The following is a 15,556-nucleotide window of genomic DNA, read 5'->3' on the forward strand; positions in this document are numbered from 1 at the left end:
AGCGAAAGCGGCATGTCAGTCAACATGTATATCGACTGATCCACCGCCTTCGCTGGCAAGCCTGCTCCTACAGATGACCTCGTTTTCTGTGAGACAGGCGATCAAATGTAGCGAAGGCGTCTAGGTAGACACCACTTTCTTCTCCTGCTGCCGCAATGCCGCCAGATCCCGATAACCCGCTCCCGGATGAATATCCGGCAACCGCGCGCCTTCCCCAAACAACTTCTCGCGCAAGGTTCCCGGCGCATAGTCGGTCTTGTACACCCCGCGCTTCTGCAACTCCGGCACCAGCAATTCCACGGCATCGATGAAGGTTTCGTGGGTCAACGCATATGCCAGGTTGAAACCGTCCACGTCGGTCTCCTCCACCCATTCTTGCAGAAGATCGGCGACCGTCTCGGGACCGCCGACAAACAACGGCCCAAAGCCACCAATCCCTACCCAGTCCGCCAGTTCGTTGGGCGTCCAGACCTTGTTCGGGTCCGCCGTGGAAAACGCTTCCACCGCTGATTGAATGGCATTGGTGTGCACGTGCTTGAGCGGTTCATCAGGTTTGAACTGACTGAAGTCGATGCCCGTCCAGCCGGAAATCAACGCCATGGCCCCTTCGTAACTGACCCAGGTTTTGTATTCCTCGAACTTGGCTTTGGCCTTCGCGTCGGTTTCACCGAGGATTACCGTTTGCAGGTTGAAGATCAGGATTTTCTTCGGATCGCGCCCGGCCTCGGCGGCACGTCGGCGAATGTCGGCCACGGTTTTCTTCAGCAGCACTTTCGACGGCGCGGCGACGAATACGCATTCGGCATGTTCGGCCGCAAACTGCTTGCCCCGACTCGATGCGCCGGCCTGATAAAGCACCGGCGTGCGTTGCAGCGAAGGTTCGCACAGGTGAATGCCCGGCACCTGGAAGTGTTGGCCAACGTGGCGGATCTCGTGAATTTTGCTCGGGTCACTGAAGATCCGCCGCTCGCGATCACGCAGAATCGCGCCCTCTTCCCAACTGCCTTCCCAGAGTTTGTAGCAAACCTCCAGGTATTCCTCAGCGAAGTCATAACGGGTGTCGTGTTCGGTCTGGTTTTTCTGGCCGATGTTTTTTGCGCCACTCTCCAGGTACGAAGTGACGATGTTCCAGCCGGCACGGCCCTTGGTCAGGTGATCCAGCGTCGACAGGCGTCGGGCGAACGGATACGGATGTTCAAACGATAGCGAGGCGGTCAGGCCAAACCCCAAATGCTCGGTCACCAGTGCCATCGGCGGGATCAGTTGCAGCGGATCGTTGACCGGTACTTGCGCGGCCTGACGGATCGCCGCCTCACCGTTGCCGTTGTAGACGTCGTAGATGCCCAGCACATCAGCAATGAACAAGCCATCGAACTTGCCACGCTCAAGGATTTTCGCCAGATCGGTCCAGTATTCGAGGTCCTTGTATTGCCACGAACGATCGCGCGGGTGCGCCCACAAGCCCGGCGACTGATGGCCGACACAGTTCATGTCGAAGGCGTTGAGGCGAATTTCGCGGGAGATATTAGGGGGTTGGGCTGAGGTTGTCATGGGCCGACTCCGGGATTCTGGTAAATGCAGCGGAGGCTTTTGCAGGAGTCGTGCCTGAATATGATTTCCTGTTATTTCAATAGCTTGGTGAATCTTCCAAGAAAGACTTGAAGCTTTAGAAGGGCAAAGTGTCTATCCACTGTTGATCGGTAAACAGTCAGATCACCACGTTGCGCACAAACCGCGCCGCCACGGGACCATCGTTGCGATAGGCATGGGGCTGGTTGCTGGCGAACATGAAGAACTCACCGGCAGCGATATGCTGCGGCGTGTCGCCCAGCATCACGGTCAGGCAGCCTTCGAACACGTAGATCTGCTCGCTCCAGCCTTCAGCATCCGGTTGCGACGGGTAAATTTCCCCCGGTTGCAGGCACCATTCCCATTGTTCCACTTCGCGAGTCGCGGTGGCCTTGGACAGTAAAACGGCTTTGCTGCCGGGGATTACTCCGGCCCAGGCCACTTCGTTGATGCGGCTCGGGTCGCGGGCGTCCGGGGCCTGGATCAGATCGCTGAAGGCCACCTCCAGCGCTTCGGCCACGCGGTCGAGAGTGGTCAGGCTGACGTTCTTCTCGCCGGCCTCGATGGCCACCAGCATCCGGCGGCTGACTCCGGACTTTTCGGCCAACGCGGTCTGGCTCATGTCGGCGGCGTGGCGCAAACGCCGAACGTTTTGGCTAACGTGCTGGAGGACCGAAGCCCGTTGCGTGGAATCTTTGTGCACTATATTGCTCACTTGGTAGGGTTGGGCAGTATACTGCGCAACATTCGGCGCATTGTGCGTCCCCCTCAGGTAGCGTGCAAGGTCATGACGTCGGCGAACTCTTCCCCCCGTTTCTCACGGTTCAGCAAAGCCGAGTGCGTGCTAGTGCTGATCACCATGGTCTGGGGCGGCACCTTTTTGTTGGTGCAGCATGCGATGACCGTCAGCGGCCCGATGTTTTTCGTCGGCCTGCGCTTCGCCGCTGCCGCGAGCCTCGTCGCGCTGTTCTCCTGGCGCCACCTGCGGGAACTGACCCTGTTCGAACTCAAGGCCGGGGCCTTTATCGGTGTGGCGATCATGCTCGGTTATGGTTTGCAGACGGTCGGCTTGCAGAGCATTCCCAGCAGCCAGTCAGCGTTTATCACCGCGCTGTACGTACCTTTCGTGCCGTTACTGCAATGGCTGGTGCTGGGACGACGTCCGGGGTTGATGCCGAGCATCGGGATCATGCTGGCGTTTACCGGGTTGATGTTGCTGTCGGGGCCTTCCGGTGCTTCGTTCAATTTCAGTCCCGGTGAAATTGCCACGCTGATCAGCGCCATTGCGATTGCCGCGGAGATCATTCTGATCAGCACCTATGCCGGCCAGGTCGATGTGCGTCGGGTAACGGTGGTGCAATTGGCTACCACGTCAGTGCTGGCGTTTTTGATGGTGGTGCCGACTCAGGAGCGCATCCCGGACTTCTCTTGGCTGCTGTTGTGCAGTGCTTTGGGCCTGGGCGCGGCGAGTGCGGCGATTCAGGTGGCCATGAACTGGGCGCAGAAGAGTGTTTCACCGACACGGGCGACGTTGATTTATGCGGGAGAACCGGTGTGGGCCGGGATTGTCGGGCGGATAGCCGGGGAGCGGCTGCCGGCGATTGCACTGGTTGGCGCGGGGTTGATCGTGGCGGCGGTGATTGTGAGTGAGTTGAAGACCAAGGGTAAGGGTGCCGCGCCTGAAGAGGAGTTGGAGCAGGAGATACAGGGTTAGGCCGTAATATCTGCGGTGCATGGTAGATCGCCTTCGCGAGCAAGCCCGCTCCTACAGTTGGAATGCGTTTCCCTTGTGGGAGCGGGCTTGCTCGCGAAGGGGCCAGACCTGCTGAACACTGATCTCTGAAACCCTGCGGGCCAAGGCTTTTGCGTCTACCGTGAAGGATTCAGCGACAGCGTGGCGTTTGGCGATCTGGGGAGTGGCACGTATGATGCTTCACAAACTTCCGCAGATTAGAAGCCTATGTCCCTGATAGTTCTACTGCTTCTGCCTTTTATCGGCAGCTGTCTGGCAGCCGTTCTGCCGCACAACGCGCGTAATACTGCCCCCCTGCTGGCTGGCCTGATCGCACTGATCGGCACGGTCCAGGTCGCGCTTCTGTATCCGCAAATCGCCCATGGCGGCGTGATCCGCGAAGAATTCTTCTGGCTGCCAAGCCTCGGTCTGAACTTCGTCTTGCGCCTGGACGGGTTCGCCTGGCTGTTCTCGATGCTGGTGCTGGGCATCGGCACACTGGTCTCGCTGTACGCACGCTACTACATGTCGCCGGACGATCCGGTGCCGCGGTTTTTTGCGTTTTTCCTGGCGTTCATGGGCGCGATGCTCGGGCTGGTGATTTCCGGCAACCTGATCCAGATTGTGTTTTTTTGGGAACTGACAAGCCTCTTCTCGTTCCTGCTGATTGGTTACTGGCACCACCGCAGCGACGCACGACGCGGTGCCTACATGGCGCTGATGGTCACCGGCGCGGGCGGCTTGTGCCTGTTGGCGGGGGTCATGCTCCTCGGCCATGTGGTCGGCAGCTACGACCTGGACAAGGTCCTGGCCGCTGGCGATCTGATTCGCGCACACGCCCTCTACCCACTGCTGTTACCCCTGATCCTGATCGGCGCCTTGAGCAAAAGCGCGCAATTCCCTTTCCACTTCTGGTTGCCCCACGCGATGGCGGCGCCGACACCCGTCTCGGCCTATCTGCACTCGGCGACCATGGTCAAGGCCGGGGTGTTTCTGCTGGCACGGCTTTGGCCTTCGCTGTCCGGCAGCGAAGAATGGTTCTACATCGTCAGCGGGGCCGGCGCCTGCACCCTGTTGCTGGGTGCTTACTGCGCGATGTTCCAGAACGACCTCAAAGGTTTGCTGGCCTACTCGACCATCAGCCATCTGGGCCTGATCACCCTGCTGCTGGGCTTGAACAGTCCGCTGGCCGCCGTGGCCGCGGTGTTCCACATTCTCAACCACGCCACCTTCAAGGCTTCGCTGTTCATGGCCGCCGGGATCATCGACCACGAAAGCGGCACCCGTGACATTCGCAAGCTCAGCGGCCTGATCAAGCTGATTCCGTTCACCGCTACCCTGGCCATGGTCGCCAGCGCCTCGATGGCCGGCGTGCCGCTACTCAACGGTTTTCTATCGAAAGAAATGTTCTTTGCCGAAACCGTGTTCATCAATGCCACGGCCTGGGTCGAGTGGAGCCTGCCGATTGTCGCAACCATCGCCGGGACCTTCAGCGTCGCCTATTCGTTGCGCTTCACCGTCGACGTGTTCTTCGGCCCGACCGCCACCGACCTGCCACACACCCCGCACGAACCACCCCGCTGGATGCGTGCGCCGGTGGAGTTGCTGGTGTTCACCTGCCTGGTCGTCGGGATATTCCCGGCGCAAGTGGTCGGTTCCATATTGGCTGCCGCGGCCCTGCCGGTGGTGGGCGGAACTCTGCCGGAATACAGCCTGGCGATCTGGCACGGCTTGAACGCGCCGATGATCATGAGCCTGATCGCGATGTCCGGCGGCATCGTGCTCTATCTGCTGTTGCGCAATCAGCTCAAGCGCGGGCGCTTCAAGTATCCACCGGTTATTGGCCGGCTCAGCGGCAAGCGCCTGTTCGAGCGCAGCCTGGTGATCATGATGCGCCTGGCCCGTCGTCTGGTGCGACGGATCAGCACCAATCGCCTGCAAACCCAATTGTTCCTGGTGGTCCTCGTCGCCGTGTTGGCCGGGTTGATCCCGATGCTCCACAGCAGCCTGAGCTGGGGAGACCGGCCTAAAATCCCGGGCTCGATCGTGTTCGTGACCCTGTGGTTGCTGGCGATTGTCTGCGCCCTCGGCGCGGCATGGCAGGCCAAGTATCACCGGCTCGCGGCCCTGACCATGGTCAGCGTCTGCGGCCTGATGACGTGCGTAACCTTCGTCTGGTTTTCCGCGCCTGACCTGGCGTTGACGCAACTGGCGGTCGAAGTGGTGACCACGGTGCTGATCCTGCTGGGCCTGCGCTGGCTGCCACGACGGATTGAAGAGGTGTCGCCACTGCCAAGCAGCCTGCGCAAGGCGCGCATCCGGCGTATCCGCGACTTGCTGCTGTCGACCGTGGTCGGTGGCGGCATGGCCTTGCTGGCCTACGCGATGCTGACACGCCAGACGCCCAACGACATTTCCTCGTTCTACCTCAGCCGTGCCCTGCCCGAAGGCGGCGGCAGCAACGTGGTCAACGTGATGCTGGTGGACTTCCGCGGCTTCGATACCCTCGGTGAAATTACCGTGTTGGTGGCCGTGGCCCTGACCGTGTTCGCCCTGCTGCGACGCTTCCGCCCTCCCAAAGAAAGCCTGCAACTGCCTGCCCAGCAACGCCTGCTGGCACCGGACGTGGTCACCGATCTGGTCAACCCGCGCCACGCCAGCGACACCGCACTGGGTTTCATGATGGTCCCGGCGGTGCTGGTGCGCCTGTTGTTGCCGATTGCACTGGTGGTGTCGTTGTACTTGTTCATGCGCGGGCACAATCAACCGGGCGGCGGGTTTGTCGCCGGGCTGGTGATGTCGGTGGCGTTCATCCTGCAATACATGGTCGCCGGCACGCAGTGGGTCGAGGCGCAAATGAGCCTGCGACCGCTGCGCTGGATGGGCACCGGATTGCTATTTGCCACGGTCACGGGGCTTGGGGCCATGGCGGTCGGTTATCCGTTCCTGACCACCCACACCTGGCATTTCACACTGCCGGTGCTGGGTGACATTCACATCGCCAGCGCACTGTTTTTCGACATCGGCGTGTATGCCGTGGTGGTCGGTTCGACGCTGTTGATCCTCACCGCCCTCGCCCACCAATCGGTTCGCGGCCACAAAACCGCAGCCCAGCCAAAACCCGTCGCCACGCAAGGAGCCGTCTGATGGAAGAAGTCATCGCAATCGCCATCGGCGTTCTTGCTGCGTCAGGCGTCTGGCTGATCCTGCGGCCACGGACCTTTCAGGTGGTGATGGGCCTGTGCCTGCTGTCCTATGGCGTCAATCTGTTTATTTTCAGCATGGGCAGCCTGTTCATCGGCCGGGAGCCGATCATCAAGGACGGTGTGCCGCAGGACTTGTTGCATTACACCGATCCACTGCCGCAGGCCCTGGTGCTGACAGCCATCGTGATCAGCTTCGCCATGACCGCACTGTTTCTGGTGGTGCTGCTCGCTTCCCGGGGCTTGACCGGGACCGACCATGTCGATGGCCGGGAGCCTAAAGAATGAATGCGATGACGCACCTGATCGCCGCACCGATTCTGCTACCGCTGCTGACCGCCGCCATCATGTTGATGCTCGGCGAGAAACACCGTCCGCTGAAGGCCAAAATCAACCTGTTCTCCAGCCTGCTCGGTCTGGGGATTTCCGTGTTGTTGCTGCAATGGACACAAACCACCGGCGTCCCTGGCTCCATCGGCGTGTACCTGCCGGGCAACTGGCAAGTGCCGTTCGGCCTGGTGCTGGTGGTCGATCGCCTGTCGGCCTTGATGCTGGTGTTGACCGGGATCATTGGCGTCAGCGCCTTGCTGTTTGCCATGGCCCGCTGGGACGGTGCCGGTTCCAGTTTCCACGCGCTGTTCCAGATTCAATTGATGGGGCTGTACGGTGCGTTCCTGACCGCCGACCTGTTCAACCTGTTCGTGTTTTTCGAAGTGCTGCTGGCGGCGTCCTACGGTTTGATGCTGCACGGTTCCGGCCGGCCGCGCGTGTCGGCGGGGCTGCATTACATCTCGATCAACCTGTTGGCGTCGTCGCTGTTCCTGATTGGCGCGGCACTGATTTACGGGGTCACCGGCACCCTGAACATGGCCGACCTGGCGCTGAAAATCCCGCTGGTGCCCGAAGCTGATCGCGGCTTGCTGCATGCCGGCGCGGGGATTCTCGCGGTGGCGTTTCTGGCCAAGGCCGGGATGTGGCCACTGAACTTCTGGCTGGTGCCGGCCTACTCCTCGGCCAGCGCACCGGTGGCGGCCATGTTCGCGATCATGACCAAAGTGGGCGTCTACACCTTGCTGCGTTTGTGGACGCTGCTGTTCTCTGGCCAGGCCGGGGCGTCCGCATACTTTGGCGGCGACTGGCTGATCTACGGCGGCATGGCGACGATCGTCTGCGCGGCAGTGGCGATTCTGGCGGCCCAACGCCTGGAGCGCATGGCCAGCCTGAGCATTCTGGTGTCGGCCGGGATTCTGTTGTCAGCCATCGGCTTCGCTCAACCGAACCTGATCGCGGCGGCGTTGTTCTATCTGGTCAGCTCGACCCTGGCGTTAAGCGCGCTGTTCCTGCTTGCCGAGTTGATCGAGCGTTCCCGTTCGGTCAATGAAATGCCGCTGTTCGATGACGCCGACTTGATTGCGCGTCCGACGCCATCCGTGCAGCCGCCCAAAGGCACCAATCTCGATGACGATCAGAAAGCCGTGGTCGGCCAAGTGATTCCCTGGACCATGGCCTTCCTCGGCTTGAGCTTCATTGCCTGCGCATTGTTGATTATCGGCATGCCACCGCTCTCCGGATTTATCGGCAAACTCAGCCTGCTCAGCGCCCTCCTCAACCCGCTAGGCTTGGGCAATGGTGTAGGCGAACCGGTGTCGAACGCGGCGTGGGGATTGCTGGCACTGCTGATTCTGTCGGGGCTCGCCTCGCTGATCGCGTTCTCGCGCCTGGGTATCCAGCGTTTCTGGACCCCGCAAGAACGTCCATCGCCGTTGCTGCGTCGCTTTGAGTGCGTGCCGATCTTTGTGCTGCTTGGGCTGAGCATAGCGCTGACGTTCAAGGCCGAACCGCTGCTGCGCTACACCCAGGCCGCCGCAGACGCGTTGAACAATCCGCAGCAATACGTGATGGCCGTGCTTGGCACTCGCCCGGTGCCAAGCCCGGAAGCCAAAGCGGCGATGGCGGAGGTGCAACCATGAAACGCCTGTTTCCTTCTCCCTGGTTGTCGCTGGCGCTCTTTCTATTGTGGCTGGTGCTGAACCAGTCAATGAGCCCGGGCAACCTGTTGCTTGGCGCCCTGTTGGGTTTCTGCGCACCGTTGATGATGCGCAGGTTGCGACCGCTGCCGATTCGTATTCGTCGCCCAGGGGTAATCCTGCGTTTGCTCTTGGTGGTCGGCCGAGACGTGGTGGTGTCCAACCTCGCCGTGGCCTGGGGCGTGCTCAATGCCAGTCGCCGGCCGCCGCGCTCACGTTTCATCAAAGTGCCGCTGGACCTGCGCGATGCCAACGGCCTCGCCGCGCTGTCGGCAATCTGCACCGTGGTCCCTGGCACCGTCTGGTCGGAGCTGGCGCTGGACCGCAGCATCCTGTTGCTGCATGTGTTCGATCTGGATGACGAAGCGCTGTTCATCCAGCACTTCAAGGCGACCTATGAGCGCCCCTTGATGGAGATCTTCGAATGAGCGCATTGCTGTCGAACGCAATCCTGCTGAGCCTGTTTCTGTTTTCCGTGGCGATGATCCTGACCCTGATCCGTCTGTTCAAAGGGCCATCGGCCCAGGATCGGGTACTGGCGCTGGATTACCTGTACATCATCGCGATGCTGATGATGCTGACGCTGGGCATTCGCTATGCCAGTGACACCTATTTCGAGGCGGCGCTGTTAATCGCCCTGTTCGGTTTCGTCGGCTCGTTTGCCCTGGCGAAATTCCTGCTGCGTGGCGAGGTGATCGAATGAATGGCGAACTGTCGCTGTGGGTTGAGATTCCAGTAGCGATTCTGCTACTGCTCAGCAGTCTGTTTGCGCTGATCGGCGCCATTGGCCTGGTGCGGATGAAGGATTACTTCCAGCGCATGCACCCGCCGGCACTGGCCTCGACGCTGGGCGCGTGGTGCGTGGCGCTGGCGTCGATCATTTACTTTTCGGCGCTCAAGTCGGGGCTGGTGCTACATGCCTGGCTGATTCCGATTCTGCTGGCGATCACCGTGCCGGTGACCACCTTGCTGCTGGCTCGGGCGGCGCTGTTTCGCAAGCGAATGGCCGGGGATGATGTGCCGGCTGAGGTGAGCAGTCGGCGGAGTGAGAGCGGGAGTTAAGTCCGGAAATCTTTGTTGACTGGACTGGCCTCTTCGCGAGCAGGCTCGCTCCCACAGGATCTGGATGATCCACAAATTTTGTGTCCGCTGAAGATTTACTGTGGGAGCGAGCCGGCTCCGGGCGGCGTTCCGACGAAAGCTATTTCAGCACCAGCTCAAATCCAGGCAACTGCCAGCAACCCGGCCCCCAACACCACACACAACGGCGAATACACCCAAGTATCGAGCCGGGCAAACGTCGAATCCTTGACCTCTTTGAAGAACCCCACCAGGTTCGAATCGCCAATCGCCCGGGCGAACATCAGAATCGCAATGGTACTGATCACCCATTGCAGCCACCGATCATGCACCACAGGCAGACACAGCCCGACTCGAAAACACACCAGCATGGCGATCATCAGCAACCCCACCGCCACCAGCAACGTCACCCAACCCGACGGCTTGAACGCCGGCCTTGATTGCGCGCCGCCCTCCCCAGGCACTCGCGGCACCGCCGCCTCGCTGCCCCACTTGCCGCCCGATGCCCAATACACGTGGACCAGGCTGATCATCAGAAAAATTGAAGCCATCCATTGTGCGACCATCAGATTCATCTTCGGGCATCCATCCAGTGGGAGCGAATGTGCTCCGGGCGGTGACAGCGATACTCGGAAAAAAACAATCATGTGAGCCACCGGGTTACTTCAATTCGGCGGAAACCTTATCAGCCACCTCCTTTGGCACCCACGCCTGCCAGATTTCCGGATGCGTCTTCATGAACGCTTCCGCCGCCTGGCGTGGCGGGGTGTGCTTTTCGCTCATCTCGGCGAGGGCCTTGTTCAGTGGACCGATCGGCAAATCGACCTTGCTGAAAAACTCGGTAATTTGCGGGTACTGTTTTTGGAACGGCGTGGACACACCGATGGACAGCTTCGAGGGCAGAGAACGCGTCGGCTTGGGATCAGGATTGTCGGAGTCGGTCAGGGTTTTCCAGGCTTCGGCGTCGAAGGGTGGCTCTTCCAGCTGAATCAGCTTGAAGCGCCCGAGTAAGGGCGTCGGTGACCAGTAATAGAACAGAACCGGCTTACCCCGATGAATCGACGACGTTATTTCTGCGTCCAGCGCGGCTCCGGAACCGCTGCGAAAATTCACATAGCTGTCGTTCAGGCCATAGGCGGTGAGTTTTTGCTTGTTAACCACTTCCGACGTCCAGCCGATCGGGCTGTTGAGGAAGCGCCCCTTGCCCGGGGTTTCCGGGTCCTTGAACACGTCTTTGTATTTGGGCAGGTCGCTGACACTGCGCAGCCCCGGCGCCAGTGGCTTGATGCCTTTGGCCGGGTCGCCCTTGATCACATATTCCGGGACCCACCAGCCTTCGGTCGCGCCCTTGACCGTATCGCCCAGGCTCGCGACCTTGCCTTCGGCCTCAGCCTTGACCCAGACCGGGCTGCGTCCGGCCCATTCCTCACCAATGACCTGAATGTCATTGTTGGCCAATGCGGTTTCCAGGGTAATCGTGGTTCCCGGCAAAGTATCGGTTGGCAGCCCGTAACCCTTCTCGACAATGATCCGCAGGATATCCGTGATCAGACTGCCGCTTTCCCAATTCAGGTCGGCAAAGTGGATCGGGGCCTGGGCCGCGTATACCGGAACGGCTGAGGTCAACAACCCGAAACAGGCCAGTGACGCCGCCAGCAACCGTCGAATTCCTTTCATGCTTTTGCACCTCGTGCTGTTCACAGCAATAGCAGGATGGCCTGATAAAGGACCGCAAGCCTCAAAATATTCAGTCAATTGACTGTAGTAGAGGATCCTGATTTCGAGGGGTGGGAATTAATTTTCGCCAGCGTCCTGCAAGCGTGACAGCTCTCTTCTGACCATGCTGGCGTACGCCGCCGGGCGTAGCGTATAGATCTGTGATGCCACCCAATTCAGCCAGGCTCCCTGCAGAACAGCCTTCTGCTCGAACAGCCGCCGCGCTTCAGTGTGTGCACTGGCCTGGTTCTGTTCGTGGAAATCGGCGCGGGTCAGGGTCATTACTCGCTGGCCTTGAAGGTCACCAGTTCGCCCTTGCGCCACTTGGCGGCCTTGGCGGTAACGGCTTTCAGGGTTTTGGTCAGGCCTTCCTGCAACTGTTGGTGGGCGGCGAACACCGTCACCACGCTATGGCCTTCCTTGAACACAATCGCCTGACCATCGGCGGTGGTGACAAACGCGTAATCGCCCAACCCATATACGGTCAGTTTGATTTCGCGGAACTTGATGTCCAGCTTGCCACCTTCGCGACTCGGCAGAACAGAGGCGCTGAAATGATCGCCGACCTTGAGTTTGAGCCCCGGCTTGTCGTCCACCACCAGCGCTTCTTCGGTGTCGATCTCGGCAATGTAAATGCCTTCGGCGCTCTGTTCGGTGATGTAGACGAAACGAGATTGAAACTGTTTAACCAACTTTGCGCGCAAATCACCCAGCACGAACAAAGCATGCATATCGAGATTACTTACTGCCAAGGAAACATCCCCACATCTGAAATTGATACCGCACGCAGGAAAAGCGCACAGCAGAAAAAAGCGGCCATACCGATGGTCTTGCAAAAAATCCGGGTTGAAATCCTGATCCAGGCAGAGGGCTCGTGCATCGCGAGGTCCGTGAGCGTACTGGAATATCACTCGCGCCGTCTTCCCTCAACGTCGTCAGAGGTTGAAGGAAAATACCCTTCTTACTGCCAGAGGAAACAGGATGACTAACTTTAAGGAAAAAACGCTTGAAGAAAAGCACTTTTCTGACATATCGCCCGCAAAAAATTGCTTTAGATGTACTCCATTCGCCAACCGGTGATGGCAATTCTAGAGCAGCGATGCTGACAGAGACTAGCCAAAACGACGTACATACGTCGGCAAAACAATGAAAAGGACTTCATATGTGCACTATGACTCATTTTGCAACCGCCCAGGCGCCTTATACCCACAACGCCTCGTCATGGCCTAAGGGGGTGTTCGACCAACCTCGACTGCACCCCGAAGACCCCGCCTGGCCAAGGTTTCAGGTGGTTTTGGCCGGTAACGCGTTCTTCCATATCAAGGAAGCCGCCACAGGCCGCGTCAGAGGTTTCCGCGGCGACCACAACGAAGCCTGTGCACTTGCCCGCTCACTTGAGTCACGCGAATGAGGCGCCGCTGAACTCAATCCAACAGACGTTTCGTCACACCGCCGACTTATCTCAGCCGTCGGCGGGCAACTACTGCCATACTGCCCGCCCCATGAAACCCGTTCCCACGTCGGACGGCGCTCAAAACAACAAAATATTTCCAAGGGAAGGCTGCTACGTGACGGAATTTGATATTGGCGAATTTATTATCCGGGGCGAAGCCAGAGAGATCGACGGCGAATTCCAGGCAGTGATTGTCATGCGCGCCAAACCGAAATTGACCACAGAGACGTATCACCAGGTCGAGAAAGATCGCTGGTTCAAAACGGCGGATGTTGCCGCCATTGCCGCTCAGGAATCGGCCAAAGCCCTGAAAGCCGCAGTCGATGCAGGCGCACTGAAAGCCTGATCATCGAAATTGCCGTCTATGCTCACTCCTGCTTTGGAACATCCATCGAACTCCTGAAGCGCGACCTCCTCAGATGCAATGAAGTCGCCCTTCAGATCTCGCACTCGACGCGAACCACCAGGAGATGAACATGGATTCACCCACACACGACTTGAAAGGCTTGTTCGACCAACTGGGCCTGGACTCCAGCCAGAAAGCCATCGATGATTTTATTGCCAGCCATTCCCCCTTGGCCGACAACAAAAAACTGATCGATGCGGAGTTCTGGAGCCCGCAGCAGGCCGGTTTCCTGAAAGAACAGTTACGTGAAGACGCCGATTGGGCACGAGTGGTCGACGACCTGAACCTGCGCTTGCACCAGGTTCACTAACCCACACACTCAATGCAGGCTGCCTGGTGAATCGGCGTTCAATTGCGCCAACCAGGCAGTCCTGCACGCTTCGGCCTCATTGCGACTGGCAAACGCCGTCCCCCGGCGCTCGCCGTTGAGCAGTACAACCCAACAGACGCTCTGCCCCATCGCGCGCAAACTGGCGGGTACGCCACTGCCAATCATCACCGCGACATTAACTTTGCTTTGCATGCTGGCCTCTCGAATTTCATTAGCAACCTAACCATATCGACATGTTAATGAGTTAATCCGCGAGGAAACAGCAACGAGCCTGCACAGCTTCGTTGCTAGAATCGTAACAATGGCCCGTCTCTAGCGAGGACTCTGTGGCTTGTAACCCAACCGCAAACCACCCCAATGCCGTCCCTTGAGGATGATCGGCACCGAGAGGTCGTGCATCAGTTCACCCGTGTCGCGGGTGTATGTCTGCAACAACACGGGTTGTTGATGGCTGCCACAACGGATACCCGTGCGGTCAGCAAATTTACGTTTGGTTCGGTTTTGCAGTGTATCGACCTGCGTGTCGCCGGTTAGCGGCAGGCTAAAGGCCTTGTTATGGGTTGGCACATAGCCCTGCTGTGTGCAGGCGATGGCAAACACCAGGCCTTCATGACGCGGTAACAACGGCTCCTGAATCGCCGGCAGGACTTGATCGGTGTAGCGGTCGAAGCGGGTCTGAAACCTGGACGGGCTGGTATTGGGGATCGTCTGGTAATTTCGGTCAAACAGGTCATCAAGGCTGACACGGCCCTGGTCGATATCCGCTTCGAAACGCGCGGCAATCTGGCTCGCGCCCTCGCGGGCCAAGTCATAAATCCGTTGGTGATAGTCATCCAGTCCGACTTCGGCCAGGCGTTCACTGATGGATTCGGCCTGACCTTCCATTTGCACAGCGGCCTGGGCCAGACGCTGGGTCTGTTGATCACTGACTGCAAGATCGCTGCGCATCTGTTCAATGGCATGGAACAGGCTGTCGAGTTGTTCGCGATTGGTATCCGCGCCGCGGGCGATATCCCCGACCTGGCGTTCGACACCTGCGGCCAGTCGCGCGATGTTTTCCAGGTGCTGACCGGTGTGCTCGACTTGCTCGACACCGCTGTCGAGGTCGCTGGAGAGTTGACGGATCTGCTCGACGACCTGAGCGGTGCGTTGTTGGATATCGGCAACCATCTCGCCGACCTCACCGGTCGCCGCCGCAGTTCGCGCCGCCAGGCCCCGCACTTCATCGGCCACCACCGCGAAGCCGCGACCGTGTTCACCGGCCCGCGCGGCTTCGATAGCGGCGTTCAACGCCAGCAAGTTGGTCTGGCTGGCGATGGACTGGATCACCAGCGTCACCCGCTGGATATCGTCACTGCGCAGGCTCAGGGCCTCGATCAACTCGCGACTGTTGCTGGCGCGCTGACTGAGTTGATGCATTCGGGCGATGGACTCCATCAGCTCCTTGCGCCCTGCAACGCCGCTTTGATGAGCCTCACTGGCGGCACCGAGGGCTTCGCGGCTGAGTTTGGAGGTGGCTTGTTCGGTCGCAATCATCACTTCGGCATTGCGGACAATTTGCGCTGCCGCGCTGAGTTGCGATTGCAGTTTGTCTGCCAGTTGCTTGACCGAAAAGGCCACGCCCGCTGCGGATAGCGCGTTATGGCTGGTGGTGTAGGAAAGGTCGCGGGTCAACGCGGTGATGGTGCTGGAGATGTCCGCGCAGGTGTCTTCCGGCGTAGCGCGGGAGCGCAGACGCGGCAGCCAGACAATTAACACAGCCAAGGGCAAGCCAAGGTAAAGCGACCAGCCACCCAGCGCCATGCCGCACAACAAAAGCATCAATGCGACACTTTGCAGGGTCGGCGTCAGCCAACGGTTTTTCGGCAATTGCACTGGCGCAGGCGCTGCCGCCGCCAGAGATCCGTCTCTCGTCATTTTCGTCACCCCACGCCTTTCTGATTATTGTCTGCGCATTGAACGCCACTACAAGGCCATTATCTATGGTCCATTAGTCGTGGGTATTGCAGCTAATCAACAGAGGTGCGCGAGGGTTTTTA

General features: G+C 59.4%; 19 protein-coding genes. 11 read left to right on the forward strand and 8 right to left on the reverse strand.

The window, feature by feature from the left end:
- Positions 1-120: 120 nt before the first annotated feature.
- Together ACWGZX_RS00975 and ACWGZX_RS00980 are read right to left on the reverse strand one after the other, a co-directional pair.
- Complete coding sequence (locus ACWGZX_RS00975) at positions 121-1,524, reverse strand: LLM class flavin-dependent oxidoreductase (protein WP_452628941.1); 1,404 nt, start codon at positions 1,522-1,524, stop codon at positions 121-123.
- A 184-nt stretch (positions 1,525-1,708) separates the two neighbouring features.
- Positions 1,709-2,272, reverse strand: coding sequence for a helix-turn-helix domain-containing protein (locus ACWGZX_RS00980; RefSeq protein ID WP_452626915.1), 564 nt, complete (start codon positions 2,270-2,272; stop codon positions 1,709-1,711).
- On the opposite strand from ACWGZX_RS00980, the gene ACWGZX_RS00985 reads away from it, so the two are divergent.
- From ACWGZX_RS00985 to ACWGZX_RS01015, 7 genes are all read left to right on the forward strand, one after another.
- Positions 2,267-3,283, forward strand: a complete 1,017-nt coding sequence (locus tag ACWGZX_RS00985; protein ID WP_452626916.1) for a DMT family transporter — start codon at positions 2,267-2,269, stop codon at positions 3,281-3,283. The genes ACWGZX_RS00980 and ACWGZX_RS00985 overlap by 6 nt on opposite strands.
- Positions 3,284-3,529: 246 nt before the next feature.
- Positions 3,530-6,448: a monovalent cation/H+ antiporter subunit A gene (locus tag ACWGZX_RS00990; protein ID WP_452626917.1), complete on the forward strand. Its 2,919-nt coding sequence runs from the start codon at positions 3,530-3,532 to the stop codon at positions 6,446-6,448.
- Positions 6,448-6,792, forward strand: coding sequence for a Na+/H+ antiporter subunit C (locus ACWGZX_RS00995; RefSeq protein WP_007944721.1), 345 nt, complete (start codon positions 6,448-6,450; stop codon positions 6,790-6,792). Before ACWGZX_RS00990 ends, ACWGZX_RS00995 begins: the two co-directional genes overlap by 1 nt.
- Positions 6,789-8,474: a monovalent cation/H+ antiporter subunit D gene (locus tag ACWGZX_RS01000; RefSeq protein ID WP_452626918.1), complete on the forward strand. Its 1,686-nt coding sequence runs from the start codon at positions 6,789-6,791 to the stop codon at positions 8,472-8,474. The genes ACWGZX_RS00995 and ACWGZX_RS01000 overlap by 4 nt, the downstream gene beginning before the upstream one ends.
- On the forward strand, positions 8,471-8,959 hold the full coding sequence (locus tag ACWGZX_RS01005; RefSeq protein ID WP_452626919.1) for a Na+/H+ antiporter subunit E: 489 nt from the start codon (positions 8,471-8,473) through the stop codon (positions 8,957-8,959). Before ACWGZX_RS01000 ends, ACWGZX_RS01005 begins: the two co-directional genes overlap by 4 nt.
- Complete coding sequence (locus ACWGZX_RS01010) at positions 8,956-9,234, forward strand: K+/H+ antiporter subunit F (RefSeq protein WP_007944718.1); 279 nt, start codon at positions 8,956-8,958, stop codon at positions 9,232-9,234. Before ACWGZX_RS01005 ends, ACWGZX_RS01010 begins: the two co-directional genes overlap by 4 nt.
- Positions 9,231-9,593 (forward strand): Na+/H+ antiporter subunit G, encoded by a 363-nt coding sequence (locus ACWGZX_RS01015; protein ID WP_452626920.1) that lies wholly within the window; start codon positions 9,231-9,233, stop codon positions 9,591-9,593. The genes ACWGZX_RS01010 and ACWGZX_RS01015 overlap by 4 nt, the downstream gene beginning before the upstream one ends.
- 155 nt (positions 9,594-9,748) lie before the next feature.
- Here ACWGZX_RS01015 and ACWGZX_RS01020 read toward each other — a convergent pair whose 3' ends face one another.
- The 4 genes from ACWGZX_RS01020 to ACWGZX_RS01035 form a co-directional block, all read right to left on the reverse strand.
- Positions 9,749-10,186 carry a DUF3995 domain-containing protein gene (locus tag ACWGZX_RS01020; RefSeq protein ID WP_452626921.1) on the reverse strand — a complete coding sequence of 146 codons (438 nt, stop codon included), beginning with the start codon at positions 10,184-10,186 and terminating at the stop codon, positions 9,749-9,751.
- An 85-nt stretch (positions 10,187-10,271) separates the two neighbouring features.
- Complete coding sequence (locus tag ACWGZX_RS01025; protein ID WP_452626922.1) at positions 10,272-11,288, reverse strand: ABC transporter substrate-binding protein; 1,017 nt, start codon at positions 11,286-11,288, stop codon at positions 10,272-10,274.
- Between the two features lie 117 nt (positions 11,289-11,405).
- The gene (locus ACWGZX_RS01030; protein ID WP_452626923.1) at positions 11,406-11,609 is read right to left on the reverse strand and encodes a hypothetical protein; all 204 of its coding nucleotides are present in this window, start codon (positions 11,607-11,609) and stop codon (positions 11,406-11,408) included.
- Positions 11,609-12,079, reverse strand: coding sequence for a hypothetical protein (locus ACWGZX_RS01035; protein WP_452626924.1), 471 nt, complete (start codon positions 12,077-12,079; stop codon positions 11,609-11,611). Before ACWGZX_RS01035 ends, ACWGZX_RS01030 begins: the two co-directional genes overlap by 1 nt.
- Between ACWGZX_RS01035 and ACWGZX_RS01040 the strand changes: the two genes are divergently transcribed.
- The 4 genes from ACWGZX_RS01040 (at position 12,053) to ACWGZX_RS01055 (ending at position 13,496) form a co-directional block, all read left to right on the forward strand.
- A complete protein-coding gene (locus ACWGZX_RS01040) occupies positions 12,053-12,316 on the forward strand; it encodes a hypothetical protein (RefSeq protein WP_452629100.1) in 264 nt (87 codons plus the stop codon). The genes ACWGZX_RS01035 and ACWGZX_RS01040 overlap by 27 nt on opposite strands.
- A 173-nt stretch (positions 12,317-12,489) precedes the next feature.
- Positions 12,490-12,738 (forward strand): hypothetical protein, encoded by a 249-nt coding sequence (locus ACWGZX_RS01045; RefSeq protein ID WP_452626925.1) that lies wholly within the window; start codon positions 12,490-12,492, stop codon positions 12,736-12,738.
- Between the two features lie 157 nt (positions 12,739-12,895).
- The gene (locus ACWGZX_RS01050; RefSeq protein WP_223511271.1) at positions 12,896-13,126 is read left to right on the forward strand and encodes a hypothetical protein; all 231 of its coding nucleotides are present in this window, start codon (positions 12,896-12,898) and stop codon (positions 13,124-13,126) included.
- 130 nt (positions 13,127-13,256) lie between these two features.
- On the forward strand, positions 13,257-13,496 hold the full coding sequence (locus ACWGZX_RS01055; protein WP_452626926.1) for a DUF2789 domain-containing protein: 240 nt from the start codon (positions 13,257-13,259) through the stop codon (positions 13,494-13,496).
- A 9-nt stretch (positions 13,497-13,505) separates the two neighbouring features.
- Here the strand turns inward: ACWGZX_RS01055 and ACWGZX_RS01060 are convergent, their stop codons facing one another.
- On the reverse strand, positions 13,506-13,709 hold the full coding sequence (locus tag ACWGZX_RS01060; protein ID WP_452626927.1) for a hypothetical protein: 204 nt from the start codon (positions 13,707-13,709) through the stop codon (positions 13,506-13,508).
- A gap of 120 nt (positions 13,710-13,829) precedes the next feature.
- Positions 13,830-15,434, reverse strand: a complete 1,605-nt coding sequence (locus ACWGZX_RS01065) for a methyl-accepting chemotaxis protein (protein WP_452626928.1) — start codon at positions 15,432-15,434, stop codon at positions 13,830-13,832.
- Between the last annotated feature and the right edge of the window lie 122 nt (positions 15,435-15,556).

The sequence above is a fragment of the Pseudomonas sp. CLCA07 genome, from assembly GCF_053615335.1.

Coding starts and splice junctions, on each gene's coding strand:
- ACWGZX_RS01025 (WP_452626922.1), bottom strand. CDS start 11,288: ATGAAAGGAATTCGACGGTTGCTGGCGGCGTCACTGGCCTGTTTCGGG.
- ACWGZX_RS01030 (WP_452626923.1), bottom strand. CDS start 11,609: ATGACCCTGACCCGCGCCGATTTCCACGAACAGAACCAGGCCAGTGCA.
- ACWGZX_RS01010 (WP_007944718.1), top strand. CDS start 8,956: ATGAGCGCATTGCTGTCGAACGCAATCCTGCTGAGCCTGTTTCTGTTT.
- ACWGZX_RS00995 (WP_007944721.1), top strand. CDS start 6,448: ATGGAAGAAGTCATCGCAATCGCCATCGGCGTTCTTGCTGCGTCAGGC.
- ACWGZX_RS01040 (WP_452629100.1), top strand. CDS start 12,053: ATGCATATCGAGATTACTTACTGCCAAGGAAACATCCCCACATCTGAA.
- ACWGZX_RS01005 (WP_452626919.1), top strand. CDS start 8,471: ATGAAACGCCTGTTTCCTTCTCCCTGGTTGTCGCTGGCGCTCTTTCTA.
- ACWGZX_RS01020 (WP_452626921.1), bottom strand. CDS start 10,186: ATGAATCTGATGGTCGCACAATGGATGGCTTCAATTTTTCTGATGATC.
- ACWGZX_RS01045 (WP_452626925.1), top strand. CDS start 12,490: ATGTGCACTATGACTCATTTTGCAACCGCCCAGGCGCCTTATACCCAC.
- ACWGZX_RS01060 (WP_452626927.1), bottom strand. CDS start 13,709: ATGCAAAGCAAAGTTAATGTCGCGGTGATGATTGGCAGTGGCGTACCC.
- ACWGZX_RS01055 (WP_452626926.1), top strand. CDS start 13,257: ATGGATTCACCCACACACGACTTGAAAGGCTTGTTCGACCAACTGGGC.
- ACWGZX_RS00990 (WP_452626917.1), top strand. CDS start 3,530: ATGTCCCTGATAGTTCTACTGCTTCTGCCTTTTATCGGCAGCTGTCTG.
- ACWGZX_RS01000 (WP_452626918.1), top strand. CDS start 6,789: ATGAATGCGATGACGCACCTGATCGCCGCACCGATTCTGCTACCGCTG.
- ACWGZX_RS01015 (WP_452626920.1), top strand. CDS start 9,231: ATGAATGGCGAACTGTCGCTGTGGGTTGAGATTCCAGTAGCGATTCTG.
- ACWGZX_RS01065 (WP_452626928.1), bottom strand. CDS start 15,434: ATGACGAGAGACGGATCTCTGGCGGCGGCAGCGCCTGCGCCAGTGCAA.